The organism is Mucilaginibacter sp. P2_D11, assembly GCF_056404435.1.
In genome coordinates this window covers 49,565-66,399 of record NZ_JBFUEA010000005.1, presented here as the reverse complement: position 1 = coordinate 66,399, position 16,835 = coordinate 49,565, and the positions used below count along the sequence as shown (strand labels likewise).

Annotated in this window: 18 protein-coding genes and 4 tRNA genes; 15 read left to right on the top strand and 7 right to left on the bottom strand. The window is 43.8% G+C overall.

Annotation, left to right across the window (positions count from 1 at the left end; all coding sequences use genetic code 11):
- The first annotated feature begins 190 nt into the window (after positions 1-190).
- From AC1DXC_RS08865 to AC1DXC_RS08850, 4 genes are all read left to right on the top strand, one after another.
- Positions 191-1,177, top strand: coding sequence for a hypothetical protein (locus AC1DXC_RS08865; RefSeq protein WP_477458789.1), 987 nt, complete (start codon positions 191-193; stop codon positions 1,175-1,177).
- Between the two features lie 565 nt (positions 1,178-1,742).
- Positions 1,743-3,035: an AAA family ATPase gene (locus tag AC1DXC_RS08860; RefSeq protein WP_477458788.1), complete on the top strand. Its 1,293-nt coding sequence runs from the start codon at positions 1,743-1,745 to the stop codon at positions 3,033-3,035.
- Positions 3,022-3,699, top strand: coding sequence for an RloB family protein (locus AC1DXC_RS08855; RefSeq protein ID WP_477458787.1), 678 nt, complete (start codon positions 3,022-3,024; stop codon positions 3,697-3,699). Before AC1DXC_RS08860 ends, AC1DXC_RS08855 begins: the two co-directional genes overlap by 14 nt.
- Positions 3,700-4,004: 305 nt before the next feature.
- Positions 4,005-4,829 (top strand): hypothetical protein, encoded by an 825-nt coding sequence (locus AC1DXC_RS08850; protein WP_477458786.1) that lies wholly within the window; start codon positions 4,005-4,007, stop codon positions 4,827-4,829.
- A 100-nt stretch (positions 4,830-4,929) separates the two neighbouring features.
- Here AC1DXC_RS08850 and AC1DXC_RS08845 read toward each other — a convergent pair whose 3' ends face one another.
- Together AC1DXC_RS08845 and AC1DXC_RS08840 are read right to left on the bottom strand one after the other, a co-directional pair.
- Positions 4,930-5,112 (bottom strand): hypothetical protein, encoded by a 183-nt coding sequence (locus AC1DXC_RS08845; protein ID WP_477458785.1) that lies wholly within the window; start codon positions 5,110-5,112, stop codon positions 4,930-4,932.
- Positions 5,113-5,238: 126 nt separating this feature from the next.
- On the bottom strand, positions 5,239-6,249 hold the full coding sequence (locus AC1DXC_RS08840; RefSeq protein ID WP_477458784.1) for a hypothetical protein: 1,011 nt from the start codon (positions 6,247-6,249) through the stop codon (positions 5,239-5,241).
- Between the two features lie 220 nt (positions 6,250-6,469).
- Between AC1DXC_RS08840 and AC1DXC_RS08835 the strand changes: the two genes are divergently transcribed.
- The 4 genes from AC1DXC_RS08835 (at position 6,470) to AC1DXC_RS08820 (ending at position 8,721) form a co-directional block, all read left to right on the top strand.
- The gene (locus AC1DXC_RS08835; RefSeq protein ID WP_477458783.1) at positions 6,470-6,793 is read left to right on the top strand and encodes an ArsR/SmtB family transcription factor; all 324 of its coding nucleotides are present in this window, start codon (positions 6,470-6,472) and stop codon (positions 6,791-6,793) included.
- A gap of 41 nt (positions 6,794-6,834) precedes the next feature.
- Positions 6,835-7,332, top strand: a complete 498-nt coding sequence (locus tag AC1DXC_RS08830) for an SRPBCC family protein (protein WP_477458782.1) — start codon at positions 6,835-6,837, stop codon at positions 7,330-7,332.
- Between the two features lie 82 nt (positions 7,333-7,414).
- Positions 7,415-7,843, top strand: a complete 429-nt coding sequence (locus tag AC1DXC_RS08825) for a VOC family protein (RefSeq protein ID WP_477458781.1) — start codon at positions 7,415-7,417, stop codon at positions 7,841-7,843.
- Between the two features lie 224 nt (positions 7,844-8,067).
- Complete coding sequence (locus tag AC1DXC_RS08820) at positions 8,068-8,721, top strand: dioxygenase family protein (RefSeq protein ID WP_477458780.1); 654 nt, start codon at positions 8,068-8,070, stop codon at positions 8,719-8,721.
- Between the two features lie 181 nt (positions 8,722-8,902).
- Here the strand turns inward: AC1DXC_RS08820 and AC1DXC_RS08815 are convergent.
- The 4 genes from AC1DXC_RS08815 to AC1DXC_RS08800 form a co-directional block, all read right to left on the bottom strand.
- A tRNA-Cys gene (locus tag AC1DXC_RS08815) sits at positions 8,903-8,974 on the bottom strand.
- Between the two features lie 8 nt (positions 8,975-8,982).
- Positions 8,983-9,055 (bottom strand) — tRNA-Ile (locus tag AC1DXC_RS08810).
- 11 nt (positions 9,056-9,066) lie between these two features.
- Positions 9,067-9,141 (bottom strand) — tRNA-Pro (locus AC1DXC_RS08805).
- A gap of 195 nt (positions 9,142-9,336) precedes the next feature.
- A complete protein-coding gene (locus AC1DXC_RS08800; protein WP_477458779.1) occupies positions 9,337-9,840 on the bottom strand; it encodes a hypothetical protein in 504 nt (167 codons plus the stop codon).
- A 578-nt stretch (positions 9,841-10,418) separates the two neighbouring features.
- On the opposite strand from AC1DXC_RS08800, the gene AC1DXC_RS08795 reads away from it, so the two are divergent.
- The 7 genes from AC1DXC_RS08795 to AC1DXC_RS08765 all read left to right on the top strand — a co-directional run bounded on the left by AC1DXC_RS08795 (position 10,419) and on the right by AC1DXC_RS08765 (position 16,448).
- A complete protein-coding gene (locus tag AC1DXC_RS08795; protein ID WP_477458778.1) occupies positions 10,419-10,874 on the top strand; it encodes a Clp protease N-terminal domain-containing protein in 456 nt (151 codons plus the stop codon).
- Positions 10,875-11,046: 172 nt separating this feature from the next.
- Positions 11,047-12,441, top strand: coding sequence for an arginine decarboxylase (locus AC1DXC_RS08790; protein WP_477458777.1), 1,395 nt, complete (start codon positions 11,047-11,049; stop codon positions 12,439-12,441).
- A gap of 310 nt (positions 12,442-12,751) precedes the next feature.
- Positions 12,752-13,360, top strand: coding sequence for a hypothetical protein (locus AC1DXC_RS08785; RefSeq protein ID WP_477458776.1), 609 nt, complete (start codon positions 12,752-12,754; stop codon positions 13,358-13,360).
- 3 nt (positions 13,361-13,363) lie between these two features.
- Positions 13,364-13,936, top strand: a complete 573-nt coding sequence (locus AC1DXC_RS08780) for a Crp/Fnr family transcriptional regulator (protein WP_477458775.1) — start codon at positions 13,364-13,366, stop codon at positions 13,934-13,936.
- 52 nt (positions 13,937-13,988) lie between these two features.
- Complete coding sequence (locus tag AC1DXC_RS08775) at positions 13,989-15,032, top strand: alpha/beta hydrolase family protein (RefSeq protein ID WP_477458774.1); 1,044 nt, start codon at positions 13,989-13,991, stop codon at positions 15,030-15,032.
- A gap of 450 nt (positions 15,033-15,482) precedes the next feature.
- Positions 15,483-15,917, top strand: a complete 435-nt coding sequence (locus AC1DXC_RS08770) for an RNA ligase family protein (RefSeq protein ID WP_477458773.1) — start codon at positions 15,483-15,485, stop codon at positions 15,915-15,917.
- Positions 15,918-15,980: 63 nt separating this feature from the next.
- Complete coding sequence (locus tag AC1DXC_RS08765; protein ID WP_477458772.1) at positions 15,981-16,448, top strand: HD domain-containing protein; 468 nt, start codon at positions 15,981-15,983, stop codon at positions 16,446-16,448.
- A 201-nt stretch (positions 16,449-16,649) separates the two neighbouring features.
- On the opposite strand, the gene AC1DXC_RS08760 is transcribed toward AC1DXC_RS08765, so the two are convergent.
- Positions 16,650-16,723 (bottom strand) — tRNA-His (locus AC1DXC_RS08760).
- Between the last annotated feature and the right edge of the window lie 112 nt (positions 16,724-16,835).

Below are 16,835 nucleotides of genomic sequence, written 5' to 3'. Positions count from 1 at the left end.
CCCGCGCTGCATCATCGCGCCGATGCGGAGATGATATTGAAAAATTAATAAAAAGGAAAATGAAATGCAGCATAGAAATCTAAGGTTAGATTTTGACTTCTCTGAAATTAGAAAGCTTTTATGATCACATGTTTTCACTTTTTAACACTCAATTAAATGATTTCTTGGCATTACAACAATTATAAGTGAAATGAGCAAGCCCCTCAATATCAATCCAATTAGAATAGATGGATGTGTCCTTTCTGGTTCATTTGTTGATTTATCAGATTTAGATTTTTCCTCCGTGAATGTCAAATGTTACAGCGTAACATCCGAATCATTTAAATTATTATCCAACCAGTTTCCACCGGAAACCGGAGATGAATATTCACTATTTAATTGCATACGACGAATTATAGAAAAAAATTCAGACCTGAAATATGGCTATGTGTTACTACCATTAGATTTTTCGAAACCGGTCTCCTCTTTAATTTATTACAAATGTGCTGAATTGCTCAAAATTATGTTTTTAACTAATTTAGAGATTGAGTCGGTCGCTGAATTCAATTTTATTAATTTTAAGAAATTAGAATGGATTGTGACTGTATTTTATAAAGCAAAAAAGCCACATATAGATTACGATAGCTTTTTCACCTATCCTTTTAATGCAAACAAACATGGCGTTAATCAATTCATAGAGCTTTATTTTAAAAGGATAAAAAAAATGAAGTACGTCCAGGTAGCGATTGAAGCCTTTTTAGCTAGTTTTCAAAACATGCCTACGAACATGAGTTTCGTTAGTGTTTGTATATCTATGGAAACTTTAGTTGACAATAAAACTGAAATCACGTACAAAATCAAAAGAACACTGGCATTACTTTGTGCGGATAATGAAATTAATGGAAATATCATATTTGATAACGTTAGAGAAATCTACGCTTTAAGATCCAAGATAGTACACGGCGGAACCTATAAAAACAGTCTATTCGCGGAATATTTACAATATGTGAGAATTCTTGTCTCTGTTATGATAATCAAACTAATTTATTTGAATGAACCAACGGCCATTCACCTGCAAAAAAGATTAACATTTGCGGGGTTTGATAATATGAAAAACATATATCCAGATTCCAATTTGGCAACACTTAATCTATTTTCTCAACACAAAATTGTAAAACCGCTTAAAAATAAATGTTAGCCGTCCTCTGGCGCGAGTATCCGGGCTAGGTTTAAGCGGTGGGCTACTCGTGTCCGACGTGCAAATTAGGTGGTACTGTATATTAACCGAATCTGATAAAAAAGCCACGCCCCTCTCTTTCCCATAGCTGCATCCTCGCGCCAAGATGTGTTCTTTAAACAAGTCTGGCAATACGGTTATGCTTTAAGAAAAGTAATGAAAGGCACCGTAGTTTCAACGACTGGTGCGAAGTATTTATCTTTCCTATCATAAACCACTTGCTTATCAAACCCAAAAAGGCAAAAAAGCGGCTTTTCAAATTGATGATAATATCTTTAATCCTTTAAGTTAACGGCTATAGTGATAACACCCACCGTAGGCTGAACAATGCGTCGATGCTTGTAGGTAATTTTGCATGCCGGTCACAGTCAGGGGAAACTCAGCTACAGCGGTTGAATAAGTATTCTAAAACATACAGCCTTAAATCATTCGGGTTTGTTAACAGGGTTGGTATATTGTAATTTATGCGCATTTCGTGCATTTTTGCATTGATTTTTTGTAATGCATAACAAAAAATATCTTTTATTTGTACAAAACACGCAATATGCTAGTCTATTTTAAAGTAGGAAATTACAAATCGATCAAAGAACCGGTTGTAATTAATTTTAACGCTACGGCCGTTACTGAACACCAAAACAGCAATGTTTATCATGGAAAAAAAGGCGACTTTCTGAAAAGCGTTTTTCTATACGGTCCTAATGCAAGCGGAAAATCGAAAATACTGGACGCCTTTGTACTTTTCAGATCAATTATCCTCAAATCAGCGACCGACCAAGAAAGCCATGCACAGATAAGGGTAGAGCCATTTCTTTTAAATGATACGACGAAAGACAAGCCCAGTTTTTTCGAAGCGGAGTTTTTTATAAATGACAATCGTTACCGTTATGGATTTGAAGCTGATCGCGATTCAGTGAAAAAGGAATGGCTATTACTCGTAAAAAGCACCACCGTTCAACCTGTGTTTCTTAGAATTGAACAGGAAATTCAAATTCATGAGAATAGGTTTCCCGGAGGCACTGGCTTGGAAAAGCGGATGCGGAAAAATGCATTGTTCTTATCTGTCGCTGCGACCTGGAATGTCTCTGTAGCCGAAGATATTTCGAATTGGTTTTTCAATATAGCCACAATTCATGGATTACAGGATGAACGTTACCGGAATATTACCAGTGATTTGTTGAAAGATGAAAAAAGCGCCACGACCTTGAATGATTTTATTCAAAAAGCGGACTTTGGACTGAAATCGGTCCGCGCATGGGAGTTGACCGACGAAATGAAGGAGCAACTTCTCGAAAATAGGCCTCAGTCAGAACATGATCGGCTGAACGCCAGTATCGATAAAGATCCACGCCCTGTTTTCGGAATTCATGACGTTTATGATGATGATGGAAATATAACGGGCTATGAATCCTTCCGTTTGCGGGGGCGGGAGTCCGAAGGCACCCGTAAGTTCTACAATATGGCCGGCTTGCTGATTAGTGCGATTAAAGACGGAAATTTGGTTATTATAGATGAACTGGATGCACGTTTACACCCAATCCTTATCAAAGCCATCGTACAATTATTTAATACTGAAGGAACCAGATCGAAGGCTCAATTGTTAGCGGTGAGCCACGATACAGCGCTATTAGATAACGCGCTGTTAAGAAGGGACCAAATTTGCTTTGTAGAGAAAAACAGGCTTGGTGCCACACGCGTGTCTACGCTTGCGGAATTTAAAGTACGAAAAGAAGCTCCTTATGATAAAAATTATTTAGAAGGAAAATACGGCGCAATTCCTTTTATCGAAAACTTTGATTTATCAGACAATGGCGAAAAGTAGTAATAAATTTAACTTTAACGTCTTCCTGGCGGAATTAAAAGAACAAATAGTAGTACCTGTTGCAATTGATTCGAAAAATGAACGAAGATATTTTCTTATAGTTTCGGAGGGAACCAGGACAGAACCTATTTATTTTGAATATTGGGCGGACTTGCTGCCAAGAAATTTGCTCCGCACAATAGATGTTAAAGGTGTCGGAGATAACACAGTCAATGTCGTCAAAAAGGCTATAGAGCTTCGTGATAGGCGTAAGGCTAATACTAAACTGCCTGATTACGACGAAGTCTGGGCTGTTTACGACAAAGATGATTTTCCGGCAGAACATTACCATAGCGCTATTGCGTTGGCAACAAAGGAAGGCATCGAAAGCGGCCATTCAAACCAGTCGTTTGAGTTATGGTACGTACTTCACTTTCAATTTTTGCAAAATGCTCTGCACAGGAGCGACTACATTAAAATATTGACCAAGCAATTTGGTTTTAAGTACACCAAAAACAGTAAACGCGTCGTAGCCCATTTGATGAAAAACGGAAATCTGGACCAGGCAATAAAATGGGCAAAAGAACTTGAAGAAATGCATGATGAAGTTGCAGAATCCAGTTCATGTCCTTCTACAAGAATTTATGAGCTAATCAGCAGGCTAAAAGGATATGTGGAGGAATAAAAATCTAAGGTGTCACTACATTTCTCCCCTCTGGCGTGAGTATCCGAGCCGGGCTAAGCAAAGGCGTACGCCTGCCAAACTTGCAAAGTAGCGCATTACCACCGTCACCCTACCAAACGTCCACGACCGGCGAACGTCACCGAATCGGCACAGTCCAAACACCGCAGCATGGGCGCTACATATTTTTTTCGTCAGGCGCGTATGCCCGATCGGGCGGAGGGTTACCGTTCTATATGCCGCTTCGTTATACAAAATCCGCAAGGTTATTTATATTCACAAAATATTTACCAACCTTTTCACCGTTAATGAAAAAGCTGTTTACATTAATTACCCTATTTATACTGGTGCAAAACGCAATCGCACAAAAAAATGAGCTGAGACGGGTTGCCGATAGCATTTATGCAGAGGGCGAGACGCTTTATCGTTCGGAATGGGCGTCGGGCCATAGTACACCGATTTTCGCCTATAGCTTTGGCGCGAAGAAGCTACTATCCGGTGGATATTTTTCTTATGAGACTGAAAAAGGAATGGCCACTATCTTTTTTTCTAAAAATGAGGATCCGGTAGTAATAGCGACAGTGAAGTTCGATGATGGTTTAGACTCGTCTAAATACAGTATAGACACCATAACAAGAAAATTTACCGAAAATGAAAAAGAGTTCTATACCATCCGGTTAAAAGCAGCGCAGGCTGTTTCGAACGATACGCTTTTTCAGTATTATGAGCATACCAGTTTAAATCTTGTTCCTATTATAAAAAACGGGGCAAAAAGAGTCTATATAATCACTGCGCAAACAGCACCGGATGAAGTATTATTAGGGAATGATTACCTGATCAATTTCGACAAAGACGATAACATCATAAAAAAAACAAAGCTTCATAACAATCTTATCCCCCTGGCAACCGGCGGTACAGAGGCGATAAAAGCATCCTCGCACCAACATTTAGGTGCAACAAGTCCCTTTATTACAGCAACAGATATTTGTGCATTTAAACTATGGAAGGGAAAAACAACCTGGGTGATGGGCTTTGTTGTCTCGGCCGGGTATGTATCTGCGTGGCACTTTCGCGATGAATTTTTAGATATTCTAACCCAAGCCGAATTTCAAAAAATAATGAAAAACAAATAGCATAAAGCTACGCCTTCTAAATCTGCCGCCCCCTACGATAAGATATTTTACGCCGTGCTTTTGCAGCACCTCACAAACATCAACTATGCTGCCCACCAAACTATTCTTCATGAACGATAGTTTCTTTTGATTTAGCCTTTTCGGTTACCAGGTTGTTCCTCAAAAGGTTAAAAAACTCTTCCAATTCAGCCGGTTTTATTTCGCGGCCAACAGGTACCGGTTTGTCGGCTTTTTTGCTGGCTTTCAGATCATCAAAATTTGTATAACGGCTTAATTTTGTCATAGCATTTTCAACCTTACCAAAAAACACATCAGCGTTGTTGGTTGTTTATCAAATATATAAACTATCATTCGAAAGCCGATATAAAAAGCAACCGCCGGGCAGCTTATCGCTACCCGGCGGCTATGCTTATTTATTAAAGCAAATCGTTTTTAGCTTTTGCGTATAATCGGGGTGCAGGGGCTCGTTGGTTTGCGCCAGGCGCTGCGAACCTACGTTTGCGGGGCAGGCTATGCCGTTGGGGGCATCGTACACCAGGTCGGGCCTGGTGGCGATAAGCTCTTTGGGCACATAAATTTGTGTTTTGGTAATGGAGTAGCCGCTGGGGATAAAACGGATGTAGTACCCATCCGGGTGCAAGCTCCATATGCCCGAGGGTACCTCCGGGTCGGGCTGCGGGGCAAGTCCGGCAAGTACAGCGTATTTCTCCATGTCTTCGTACGATGAGGAACCGGATGCCGCAAGCCTGCGGATATTATTCTCCGCCTCAAACACCGCCTGTACAGCCGGAGGCAACTCCCCTTTGGCTTTATCCATAAGGCTTGCCGGTAATACGCCCAGCGCGCCGCCCTCCAGCATCAGCAGTTGCTGCGGCGTTAAAAGTGTGCTTGCGGTAAGCTTAATATCGTTGCCCATATCAACAAAGCGGGTGCGGGCAATAATGGCCCAAAGCAATACCTGTATGCTGCGCTGGGCAACCTCGGGGTGCTTTTCGGCATTTTTCAGGATCAATATCACCACATCCTTTTTGGGCCCCAAAACAGGCGCCAGCATATAACCATCGCCGCTGCTTGGGCCGCGGGTACCGGCATGCAGGCAATAGCTTTTGTTGGTCATTTCGTAAAAACCTTCGCAAAGTTTAAAGCCGCCGGTTGGGGCCTTGGGTAACAGGTACAAAGGTTGAGGTTGTTGCCCCTCGGTGAACGAAGGCGGCTTGGAGCCTTTCTTATCAACGTCTTTAAAACTGGTGGTGATGGCTTGTGGCTGTTTCAGTATTTTGTTCAATCCGCCGCCGGAGACTACCTCGGTGCCTTTATCCAGCAGTTTTTTGCCGAGGCCACCAAATTGCGCACGGGCGTTAACGGAGAACACCAGGCATAATGTTAAAACTAAGTAGTAGCTAATAAGTTGTTTTTTCATGTAGGATGGTTTTTGCCGCAAATTAACCAAAATGATATTAATTTAATAATAATATTAACCATTGGTTTATTTATCATTACAAATGAAATATAAGCGCATACATCTGCCGCTGCCTCGTTCCTCATCTCCCCCACCCAAAACTATTTTCAAATAAATTTGCGCAACTCAAAAGTTGCATATATATTTGCAACCAGAGAGTTGCACATTTAAATATTAAAAGATGAAACAAGATATATTCCAGGCCATTGCCGACCCGACACGCCGGGCTATTTTAACCTTAATTGCGCTTAAGGCATTAACGCCAAATGCCATGGCCGAAAACTTCGACATGAGCCGGCAGGCGGTATCGAAACATATTAAGGTACTGCACGAATGCGAATTGATAAGGCCAGAGCAAAGCGGCAGGGAAATTTACTATCACTTTAACGCGAAAAAAATGCAGGAATTCGACATTTGGGTGGCTCAGTTCAGGAAAAATTGGGAAACACAGTTCAATCAGCTCGACGGACTACTATCAACACTAAAAAACCAAACCACGAAGTAGCATTGATACCAATACAATTATTAACTAATCATCAATAAATAATGAACAACGATTTGCTATTTGATTTCACCGTTGACAAGGCAGCCAAAACGGTATCGATAACCAGGGAATTTGATGCAGCACAGGATTTGGTATGGGATGCCTTCACCAAACAGGAACTGCTTGATCAATGGAGCGCCCCCGCGCCTATGCGCGCCGTAACCAAATACATGAACTTTGAAGTTGGAGGGAAGAGGTTTTATGCGATGATAAGTCCGGATGGGCAAGAGCGTTGGTCGTTGCAGACGTACACTTCCATAACGCCAAAAACCAACTATAAAATGTATAATTCCTTTGCCGACGAGCACGAAAACCCTCAATTGCCGGGATCGGAATGGGATTACAATTTCAGCGAACAAAACGGAACGACTACCGTGCGTATCAACATTTACAATGAATCGTTCGAGCGGATGGAAAGCCTGCTGGAAGGCTTCACCATAGGGTTTAAGCTAACATTGGTGAATCTGGAGAATCTGCTGGCAACCTTATCGCAGAAATAAATCATAAGCTTGTTGGTGACAACACAAACAAGGGCGTAAAGCAAGAAATAAGTAGAAAAACAAACAATTTAAACATAAAATTATGAGAGCAATTAATCCCTGGATCAACTTTAACGGCAATGCCGAAGAAGCGTTCACCTTTTACAAATCGGTTTTTGGCGGCGAGTTCACCAAGATCATCCGTTTCAAAGATCTGGCAAGCACCGAATTCCAGGTGCCGGAAAATGAGGCTGAAAAAGTAATGTACATCGCACTCCCTCTTGGCAAAAATAATGTGCTATTGGCCAACGATGTACCCGAATTTATGGGGCGGGTAAACGAAGCCGAGAACAGATCGAAAATAGCCGTAAGCACGGAAAGCCGCGAAGAGGCCGACAAAATATTCAACGGCCTATCGGCTGGCGGAGATGTTGAAGGCCCTATAGGCGAGGGCCCATGGGGTACTTACGCCGGCATGTTCAGGGATAAATACGGTATCGAATGGATCGTAGAATTCGACCCGAGTTTGTAAGGGGTAAATTCAACCTGAGGAAAACGTTTTTTGCCGCTGTTGGTGTCGTCATCAACAGCGTTTTTTATGCAATAAAAACGTGCGTCTGCTAACAAAAATCGATTTGTTAGTAACAACGCGCCCAAGGGCTTAAACCCGCAAAAATGCCCGGTAAATTATTCCGTCATTTCCTTCAAAAACTTCCTTAACTTACACCTACCAATTTTAGTGTTGATTACGAATCCATGAAAAGAGCAAACTTCCTATCCGCTTTAGGGCTAACGTTTTTAGGCGCAGTGTTCTCCTCATCAAAAAAGGTGACCATTTTAACCGACTGCGGAGATCCAATAACCCCACCCGTACCCGAAGGCCCTTACTATAAAGACGAAAAGCTGAACCGCATAAGCATTGCCGAACATAAAGAAGGGTTGCCCATTACCTATCTTTTTAAGGTAGAAGATAGCGACTGTAAACCCATTGCCGGTGCAATAGTGGATATTTGGCAGTGCGACAACAACGGCCACTACTCTGATTATGAGCAGGAAAAAACACTTGGCGAAACCTGGCTACGGGGCTACCAGGTAACCGATAAACAGGGCAATGTTCGGTTTGATGCCATATTCCCGGGCTGGTATAATGGTCGCCTTACCCACCTGCACGCCAAAGTGCGTGTAGAAGGTAAAGCTCCGCTCACTACCAATTTTTTCTTCCCTAAGGAGGTGGAGGATAAAGTTTTCCAAAGCCCGCTTTACCCCAAAGGGCCAAACCCGGTTACCATGGCACAGGATTTTGAGCTAAGGGGCGATAAAGACACCCACCGCCGCGATACGCTGGTGATGCAGGTTTCGCACGATGATAAAGGCAAAATGGTGGCCAGATACACTATTGCGATTGCATAGCTACTGCAGGTAATAGGCAAGACATCATTCAATATTTAAATACAGAATTTTCTTTACAATCCCACACACCTCCCCCTACCCGCGTCTGCGGCTAAACTTCTTTTAAAATCCCCGTTTCTGCGGGTCCGGCTTTCGTAAAGCTGGTGGGGATTCCCTTCCCTATCGTCCATAAACACATCTGAGGCCGGCACAAGATTCGAACTTGCGTGCAATCCTTTTGCAGAGGATGCCCTTACCGCCCGGGCAACCGGCCAACTTTAGTGGAAATAAAAGGAATTGAACCTTTAACCGTCACCGTATAAGGGTGTTGCTCTAACCATTGAGCTATATTTCCGTCATTAATAGTAGGGTAACCCGGACTCGAACCGGGAACCTCTCCGTTCCAAACGGAGTAATCTGAACCAATTGATATACTACCCTAAAAATGCTCGTAAAACAAAAAATCCCCTTAGGCAGACCTAAGAGGATTTGAGTATTCTGTTATATTTATTCAATACACACTCATTCATCTCCGATAGATCGGGCGCGGCAACTGGCAGGGTATTGTTATTGTTTTCATGCTGCAATGATACGCATTGTTTTTAATAAATCAAGAAATTCTTTAAAAATATTTTTTTATTCCTCAACGGTCCCTTGGAAAATCTTAAGCAGCCTGGCCTTAACTTCGTCGGCTTCGGGTTTAAACCCAAACATAGGGAGCACGTATCCAACTAGTAACATCCCGAGAGGTACGAGCACAGCCGCAACGGACTGACCTCTTGTTAAAATTGCCACAAAGCCGGCAACAGCTGCTAATGCAGTTCCGACTATCCATATGCACAGCAATACAACTACGGCGGCATGCATTTGCATTTTAATATGGATGCGGCTTCCGTTCATCCCAGGTTCGGTAACGCCTGTAATTTGTGGTGTAAAATGATTTCTTCCCCGGATGACCTGCTGCAGTTTAAAATTTCCATTCAATATATACCCGGAGAAATAATAACCAGACGATTGGAAGAACAGCGCCTTAAAACTAAATCCTCTGGGTGGCTCTATCTCCTTTTGCAAGCGCTCTTCTACTTCGGCGGGGCTTAACGCGGTAGTGACGTAAAAGTCATCGTAGGGGAGGTATCTCATGTGTGGTTTGGCCAATTGAACTATCGAACTTTACTTCCTATTTTTGGATTAAGCGCTGGTGAATTTGTTACAAGCCCTACTCTGTAAATATTACCCAAACCTTGATTTGTCTTACTTACTCCTAAAGCCTTCTTTACGTGCTCGTTCTCCCCGCATTTTCCGCGTGAAGGATAGCAGTGATTACCGGCATAGCGCTTAAGGCCTGCAGACGTATGAACGGAGAACCCGGCAGGGCCGCAGGCATCGCCAAAAACATATCGCGAACAACTCATACTAACGTCACCAACTCCCTAACTTTCTCTATCAAAAAAGAAGTTTCTCGTATATGATGCTCATGTAATTTATTGTATCGCTCTGCCCACGATAGAGTATCATCATCTACAAACTTTGGCACTTTTATCCACTTGTAGGTATTTAATATGATGTCTTTTTCTTCTTCGCTTATCATAATTAAAGATACATGTTAATAAATTCAAATGCCTCTTCTCAAAAGTCTTTGCCCTTCGCGTCCGGGCAGCACGCATCGCCAAAAATTGAATTAAGCAAATCAAATACCGATACTTTGGGTATTTTTAGCCATGCCAACAATAGAGTTTACGGCCTTAGTTAAAGACATTATTAAATCGTCGGGTAAACTGGCGATGCAATATGGGGAAGAATATATTGGTGCGGAACATTTACTATTAGCAATCATTGACGAATCGTTAAAGCAAACCAATAAAAGCGAGCAAATCCTGAAGATTTTCAAGCGATTTAAACTCGATGTATTTGCATTGATAGAAGATATTGAAGCATCTTTTGACCATGACAAACCCGGGCTATATTTAGACCAAGTGCCATTGTCGAGCTCTGCAGAAATTTGCCTCAAGTATTCTTATCTCGAAGCTAAAGCATGTAACAGCGATATGATCGATGCGGAGCACGTACTACTGGCATACTTGCGCCAGGAAAATAGTTTCTATAATCAAGTGCTGCTGCCTAAACATAAACTAGCTTATCAAGATGTAAAAAAGTTTATCGAACAAAAAAATTAAACCCTTTGCGTCTTCGCGCCTTTGTGAGAAAACAAATCGGTGTATCATTAAAATAACAAATTCCTAACCTAATCTTAACCCACACAAACAAATTACAATCCACCTATAAATTACCCCAACATTTTCGCAAAAAATCCGTTTTAAAATTACATTTTTGCCAAAATTTTAATAAATGCAGAGTTACCAGGAATTTCTTGACTTAAGCGTTGGGTTCCCTCAGGATGGTTTCGAGATCATAGAGGACGAACTTTACTTTCAGGACCTAAATTTAATGGAGATGATAGAAACGTACGGCACGCCCTTACGCTTCACTTATCTGCCCATGATTACTAAAAAGATACAGCAGGCAAAACTATTATTTCAGCAGGCCATCATCAAGAATGATTACCGCGGCAGCTATAAATATTGCTATTGTACCAAAAGCTCGCACTTTAAGCACATTGTAGAAGAGGCGCTGAAGAACGAAATCCATCTGGAGACATCATCGGCTTTCGATATGCCGATGATAGATGCGCTGGAGAAAAAGGGCGCGCTCAATAAGGAGGTGACCGTAATTTGTAACGGCTTCAAAACCTTTCAGTACAAGCAGTACATTATAGATATGTTGCACGATGGGTTCACCAATATTATCCCCGTGCTGGATAACAAAGAAGAATTCAACCTGTACGACGACGAAATTGATATAGACACCCCCTGCAACCTGGGTATACGCATAGCGGCCGAGGAACAGCCCGATTCGCAGTTCTACACCTCCCGGCTTGGCGTGCGCATGGAGGATGTGATTGATTTTTACCATAACAAAATTGAAGACAACCCCAATTTCCAGGTAAAATTGCTGCATTTCTTCATCAACTCGGGTATTTCTGATACGCCATACTACTGGAACGAGCTGGAAAAATACGTTACCCTGTACTGCAAGTTCAAAAAGGTGAACCCTGCTCTGGATACGCTGGACATTGGCGGCGGCATGCCTTTTAAAGATTCGCTGGTGTTCGATTTCGATTACGAGTACATGATCAACGAGATCGTGAGCCGTATAAAAGAAATCTGCGCCGAGCACGATACCATGGAGCCGGATATCATCACCGAATTTGGCAAGTACACCGTGGCCGAGGCTTCGGGCATATTATACAAAGTATTGGGCCGCAAGCAGCAGAACGACCGCGAACGCTGGCTGATGCTGGATGGCAGCTTCATTACTAACCTGCCCGATGTTTGGGCATTGAATCAAAAATACATCCTTTTGCCGGTTAACAACTGGGATAGCGAGTACGAGCGCGTAAACCTTGGCGGCATCACCTGCGACGGGCAGGACTACTACAACCAGGAAGCGCACATGAACAGCGTATTTATGCCAAAAACGCGTAAGGTGCAATACCTCGGCTTCTTTAATACTGGTGCCTACCAGGAAGTATTGAGCGGCTACGGCGGCATACACCACTGCCTGCTGCCCTCGCCAAAGCATGTCATCATCCGGCGCAACCGCGACGAAACCTTCAACTTCGAGGTATTCGGCGAGGAGCAGAACAGCAAGCAGGTATTGAAGATACTGGGCTACACAACGTAATAGTTTTCCGTTTAATATTTGGAAAGCACTGCTGCAAGGCGGTGCTTTTTTGTTTTGCATGCGGCAGGTATGCCTTTGGCGACACGAGGGATTACGCCAAAATAGGCTTTAAGTTTAAAGCCCGCCCCGCTTTATATACCGTACCAATAAATTGCGTTTACCTGCATTGATTATTTGCCGGTATAATTATATTTAGGCAAATAAATAATTGATGAAAACTTATAAAAGCCTAACCTTATTAGCGGTATTTATCCTATTGACTATCAGCTTAAAAGCGCAACCACCAGCCTTTCGGGGAGATTTGAACCGCATGTTCGCAAACCAAGACATGCAGATGCGCACGCAGATGCAGATGAATATGGCCATGATGGGCAGGTATTACGACTATATACCGGATAACTTTAAATACGACTTTAAGGTAAGGTTGAAAGATAGCACCACAAAAGAAGTTTCCTCCAAGATTTATTTGGATACCACGCTACACCAAAACTATCTGATGTTCGAAAACAAAAAGCTGCCAAAAAATGATTCGCTGCGTAAGCAACGCATTTACCCCGGGCAAACTATAAGCATTTCAAGGGATGGTATCGAACCTTTTTACAAATCCACCTACACCGCAACCGGCATGGCAACAGATAGCTGCTGGATGTTTAAGGTAATTGGTGGCGCAAGCATCAACGTATTCTCATTTTTGAGCACGCGCGAGGGCGGCGATTTTTCGCCTGTAACGATAGTTGCTATCCAAAAAGGCGACGGGCCTATCGTAAAGCTTAGTGCCGAAAATGTAACCGCCATGGTAGCAGGCGATGCGGATGCTTTAAAGGCCATCGAAAAGAAAAACTACCTAAAGGCGATAAAGGTATATAACAAGAATTTCCTGAAAGCAAATAAAACAGCAGGCAGTGGCGCCCGGCAGTAATATATGTACACCCAGCTAAAGCAATTCCTTGCTCACAACATGGCTGCCGATGAAGCCACTTTAGATGCCTTTTGCCAAAAATTCAGGCTGAAGAAAACGGGGAGGAACGAGCTGCTCCTTTCTGCCGGGGAGGTTTGTCCGTACATCTACTTCGTCAACTCGGGCTGCCTGCGTATTTATATGATGGATGTGAACGGTAAAGAATCTACCCGTTTTTTGGTAACAGAGGGCCGGTTCGGTACGGCGTTTCCTAGTTTTACCTTGCAGGAACCCTCGCTGGCCTATATCCAAAGTATCGAACCAACCGAGGCGCTTTACATCAACCACAAAGATTTTAAGGCTTTGCTGGATGAAGTTCCCGGCTGGGAGCGTGTTTACCGCATCAACCTGGAGCGGGATTATATCGCATCCATCAAGCGTATCGAAAGTCTGATTACTATGGATGCCACGCAGCGTTACCGGCAGCTGATGGAAACCAACCCCACGCTTATCCAAAGGCTGCCTAATAAAATCATCGCTGAGTACCTGGGCATCTCCCAGGAAACCCTGAGCCGACTGAAATCGAAAAAAAGTTAATTATTTGACATTTGTCAAATTTCAGCCGGATACTTATCGCTTGCTTTGCTTTATGAAACATACAGCCTCGCACAAAAACATCATAACCATCCTAGCGCTCCTGTTACCCCTGCTAGCAAGCGCGCAGATAAGAATAGGCCAGCGCACCATCAGGTTTAACGATACCGCCCGGCAACGCCCGCTGGTTACCGAAATTTGGTACCCTACCAATGATAGCCGCGAACCATTCGTTATCCCCCACTACCCTTTTGTACATATCTCCACTATACGTGACGCCAAATTACCGCAGGGCAAACATCCGCTCATTATGCTTTCGCACGGCACGGGCGGCGGCCGCATCACACTGGAATGGCTGGCCGATGCACTGGTGCAGAAAGGCTTCATCGTAGCATCGGTAGACCATTGGGGCAACACCTACGATAATAAGATAGCCATCAACTTCGTAACGCCATGGCAGCGCCCACAGGATATCAGCTTCGTGCTGACGGGTTTATTGAACGATAAAGATTTCGGCGGGGTGATAGATGTCGGCCGTATCGGCGCGGCGGGTTTCTCCATCGGTGGCTACACAGTGATTGCCCTTGCCGGCGGAAAACTTGATCTCGACGCATTAGACAAATTCACCAAGACAACTGAAGGCAAAAAAGAGATAACCTTGCCCGAGTTCCCCAACCTGGCCGACCAAATAGACGATAAAGCAGTGGCAGCATCATTCCGTACCAGTCCCGATTTGATGGACAAGCGTATCAAAGCCTTCTTCGCCGTTTGCCCCGCCATAGGCCAGGGCTTTATCAGCAGGCAGCAGCTAAAACGCGTAACCGCCCCCATGTACATCGTAGGCGCGCAAAGTGATAGCATTGCTCCCGTTATCACCAATGCCAAAACTTTCCATAAACTAATACCTAAAAGCAAGCTGCTCATCATCCCCGGAAAAACCGGCCACTATGTTTTCCTGAACGAAGGCTCGGCAGAGATGAAGCCGACGGGCGGCATATATTTCAACGATGATGCTGCGATTGACCGTGCGGTCATCCATCAGCAGGTTGGGGATGTGGCTGCGAAATTTTTTGTGGGTGCCTTAAATGCCAGCAAATAGCAGCCCCGCACTTTATCTTCCTGCACCTGTTCCGCTGCAAGTATTCCATTAACGCAATATTTGCAGCGGTACATCAAGTTTTTCCTTACATTTACCTCAATACAAACTTTGTAACGCCTTGAGCCATGTAATCGCTTGCCCATAAATTATTTATGGTCTTTCCCATCTCCGGGAAGGAAGCGAGTTTTTATTTTCTAATTTTAATCATGAAAACATGGCTATATCACAAAATATGGTCGTACTTATCATTATCCGTTTTCGCCGGGCACAACCAGCGACGACAGGATAGCGCACGACTATTGGGAACACCTACAGGGCATCACGCAAATAATACATACAGAAAAACTAGACGGCGAGAATAACTGCCTCTCCAAACTGGGCGTTTTTGCCCGCTAGCATACCGCGCCAACAACCTCGCCCTGGACAGAAACCCTGCGCCGTTTTTGGCAGATGGTGAAATACGATCTGGGGGACCTGGAAATATTCGGGGAGAACCTATACGCAATCCGCTCCATTGCATATCGCAAACTGGAGCATCATTTTTATGTTTTCGGCATACGCGAGCACAACCGCTGGCTAAGCTGGGAAGAAATGCAGTTTTACGCCAACATGCTCGAATTGCCTACCGTACCACTGGTTAAAACCGAGGCCGCGCCGCAAGACAGACAGTTGTTCGAGTCCGAATTACTGGCCCTGGTAAAAGGCCCGGGGGCTTTTGAGTCCTACGATGTAGCAACCACTATGGAAAGCATCGTAACCCGTAATGCCAATGGCTGTCCGGTGGATGCATTTGCGCAAAATGTATTCAAATACGTGCGCAAAAGGCACGTAAAAACCGATGAGCACTGGACCCCGCACCTGGAAAAGGGCACCATTATTAAATGAAGGAGGTAACCATGTGGGCCTTTAGCGATGATAAAAATGGGTGTATTTAGCAGAGCGGTTTGAATGGCACCCCGTATGCAGGATGTACAGCAAGAGCTGCGCTATCATGCCGAAGGCAACGTAGCCATACATACCCAAATGGTGCTGGCTGCACTGGAGGGTGAACCAACCTACCTCGCCCTATCCGCGCAGGAGAAGGAAATGCTGTGGGCCGCTGCTTTGCTTCACTACGTGGAGAAATATAGCACCACGGTTTTTGAGCCCGATGGCAGCATCACCTCCAACGGGCATGCACGCAAGGGCGCGCAATTTGCACGGCAGTTGCTTTACATGGTTGAGCCTGCACCCTTTGCTATCCGCGAGCAGATAGTTGGGCTGGTGAGGTATCATGGCTTACCCATATGGCTGTTCGACAAACCCGACCCACTGAAGGCCCTGGTAAAGGCAAGCATGGAGGTAAACACGGCTTGCTGGCCTTGCTGGCTCACGCAGATATGCTTGGCCGCGTTTGTGCTGATTTGGATGATATAGGATAGGTGGTTTGATGATTCGACAATTGGAGGTCAAAGATACCTAGTAGGGATGCTTTTTCCTGAAAAACTGACCTATTCTGAGGGGGATGTCGAACCACTAAAATGAACGAGGCTGCGTCTGTAATATATATGAAAAACAAGGAGTTATAGACAAAAAAAATGGGGCAAAAATCTATTTTAAAGACCTTGCCCCATAAAGGGTAAATGATGGGGCTCGAACCCACGACCCTCGGTACCACAAACCGATGCTCTAACCAACTGAGCTACATCTACCGTGTTGGAGGCTGCAAAAATAGGAATTCAACCGTAATTTGCAAAGCTTTTTTAAAATTACAATTGCCTTACCTTAATTATTTAGAACAATTCTACTTAATGGGTAAATTTG

Bases quoted from the DNA above. Each gene is read 5' to 3' on its own strand.
- AC1DXC_RS08780 (WP_477458775.1), top strand. From the start codon at position 13,364: ATGTACACCCAGCTAAAGCAATTCCTTGCTCACAACATGGCTGCCGAT.
- AC1DXC_RS08775 (WP_477458774.1), top strand. From the start codon at position 13,989: ATGAAACATACAGCCTCGCACAAAAACATCATAACCATCCTAGCGCTC.
- AC1DXC_RS08795 (WP_477458778.1), top strand. From the start codon at position 10,419: ATGCCAACAATAGAGTTTACGGCCTTAGTTAAAGACATTATTAAATCG.
- AC1DXC_RS08785 (WP_477458776.1), top strand. From the start codon at position 12,752: ATGTTCGCAAACCAAGACATGCAGATGCGCACGCAGATGCAGATGAAT.
- AC1DXC_RS08835 (WP_477458783.1), top strand. From the start codon at position 6,470: ATGAAACAAGATATATTCCAGGCCATTGCCGACCCGACACGCCGGGCT.
- AC1DXC_RS08850 (WP_477458786.1), top strand. From the start codon at position 4,005: ATGAAAAAGCTGTTTACATTAATTACCCTATTTATACTGGTGCAAAAC.
- AC1DXC_RS08840 (WP_477458784.1), bottom strand. From the start codon at position 6,249: ATGAAAAAACAACTTATTAGCTACTACTTAGTTTTAACATTATGCCTG.
- AC1DXC_RS08865 (WP_477458789.1), top strand. From the start codon at position 191: ATGAGCAAGCCCCTCAATATCAATCCAATTAGAATAGATGGATGTGTC.
- AC1DXC_RS08790 (WP_477458777.1), top strand. From the start codon at position 11,047: ATGCAGAGTTACCAGGAATTTCTTGACTTAAGCGTTGGGTTCCCTCAG.
- AC1DXC_RS08770 (WP_477458773.1), top strand. From the start codon at position 15,483: ATGGTGAAATACGATCTGGGGGACCTGGAAATATTCGGGGAGAACCTA.
- AC1DXC_RS08820 (WP_477458780.1), top strand. From the start codon at position 8,068: ATGAAAAGAGCAAACTTCCTATCCGCTTTAGGGCTAACGTTTTTAGGC.
- AC1DXC_RS08800 (WP_477458779.1), bottom strand. From the start codon at position 9,840: ATGAGATACCTCCCCTACGATGACTTTTACGTCACTACCGCGTTAAGC.
- AC1DXC_RS08830 (WP_477458782.1), top strand. From the start codon at position 6,835: ATGAACAACGATTTGCTATTTGATTTCACCGTTGACAAGGCAGCCAAA.
- AC1DXC_RS08825 (WP_477458781.1), top strand. From the start codon at position 7,415: ATGAGAGCAATTAATCCCTGGATCAACTTTAACGGCAATGCCGAAGAA.
- AC1DXC_RS08765 (WP_477458772.1), top strand. From the start codon at position 15,981: ATGGCACCCCGTATGCAGGATGTACAGCAAGAGCTGCGCTATCATGCC.
- AC1DXC_RS08845 (WP_477458785.1), bottom strand. From the start codon at position 5,112: ATGACAAAATTAAGCCGTTATACAAATTTTGATGATCTGAAAGCCAGC.
- AC1DXC_RS08855 (WP_477458787.1), top strand. From the start codon at position 3,022: ATGGCGAAAAGTAGTAATAAATTTAACTTTAACGTCTTCCTGGCGGAA.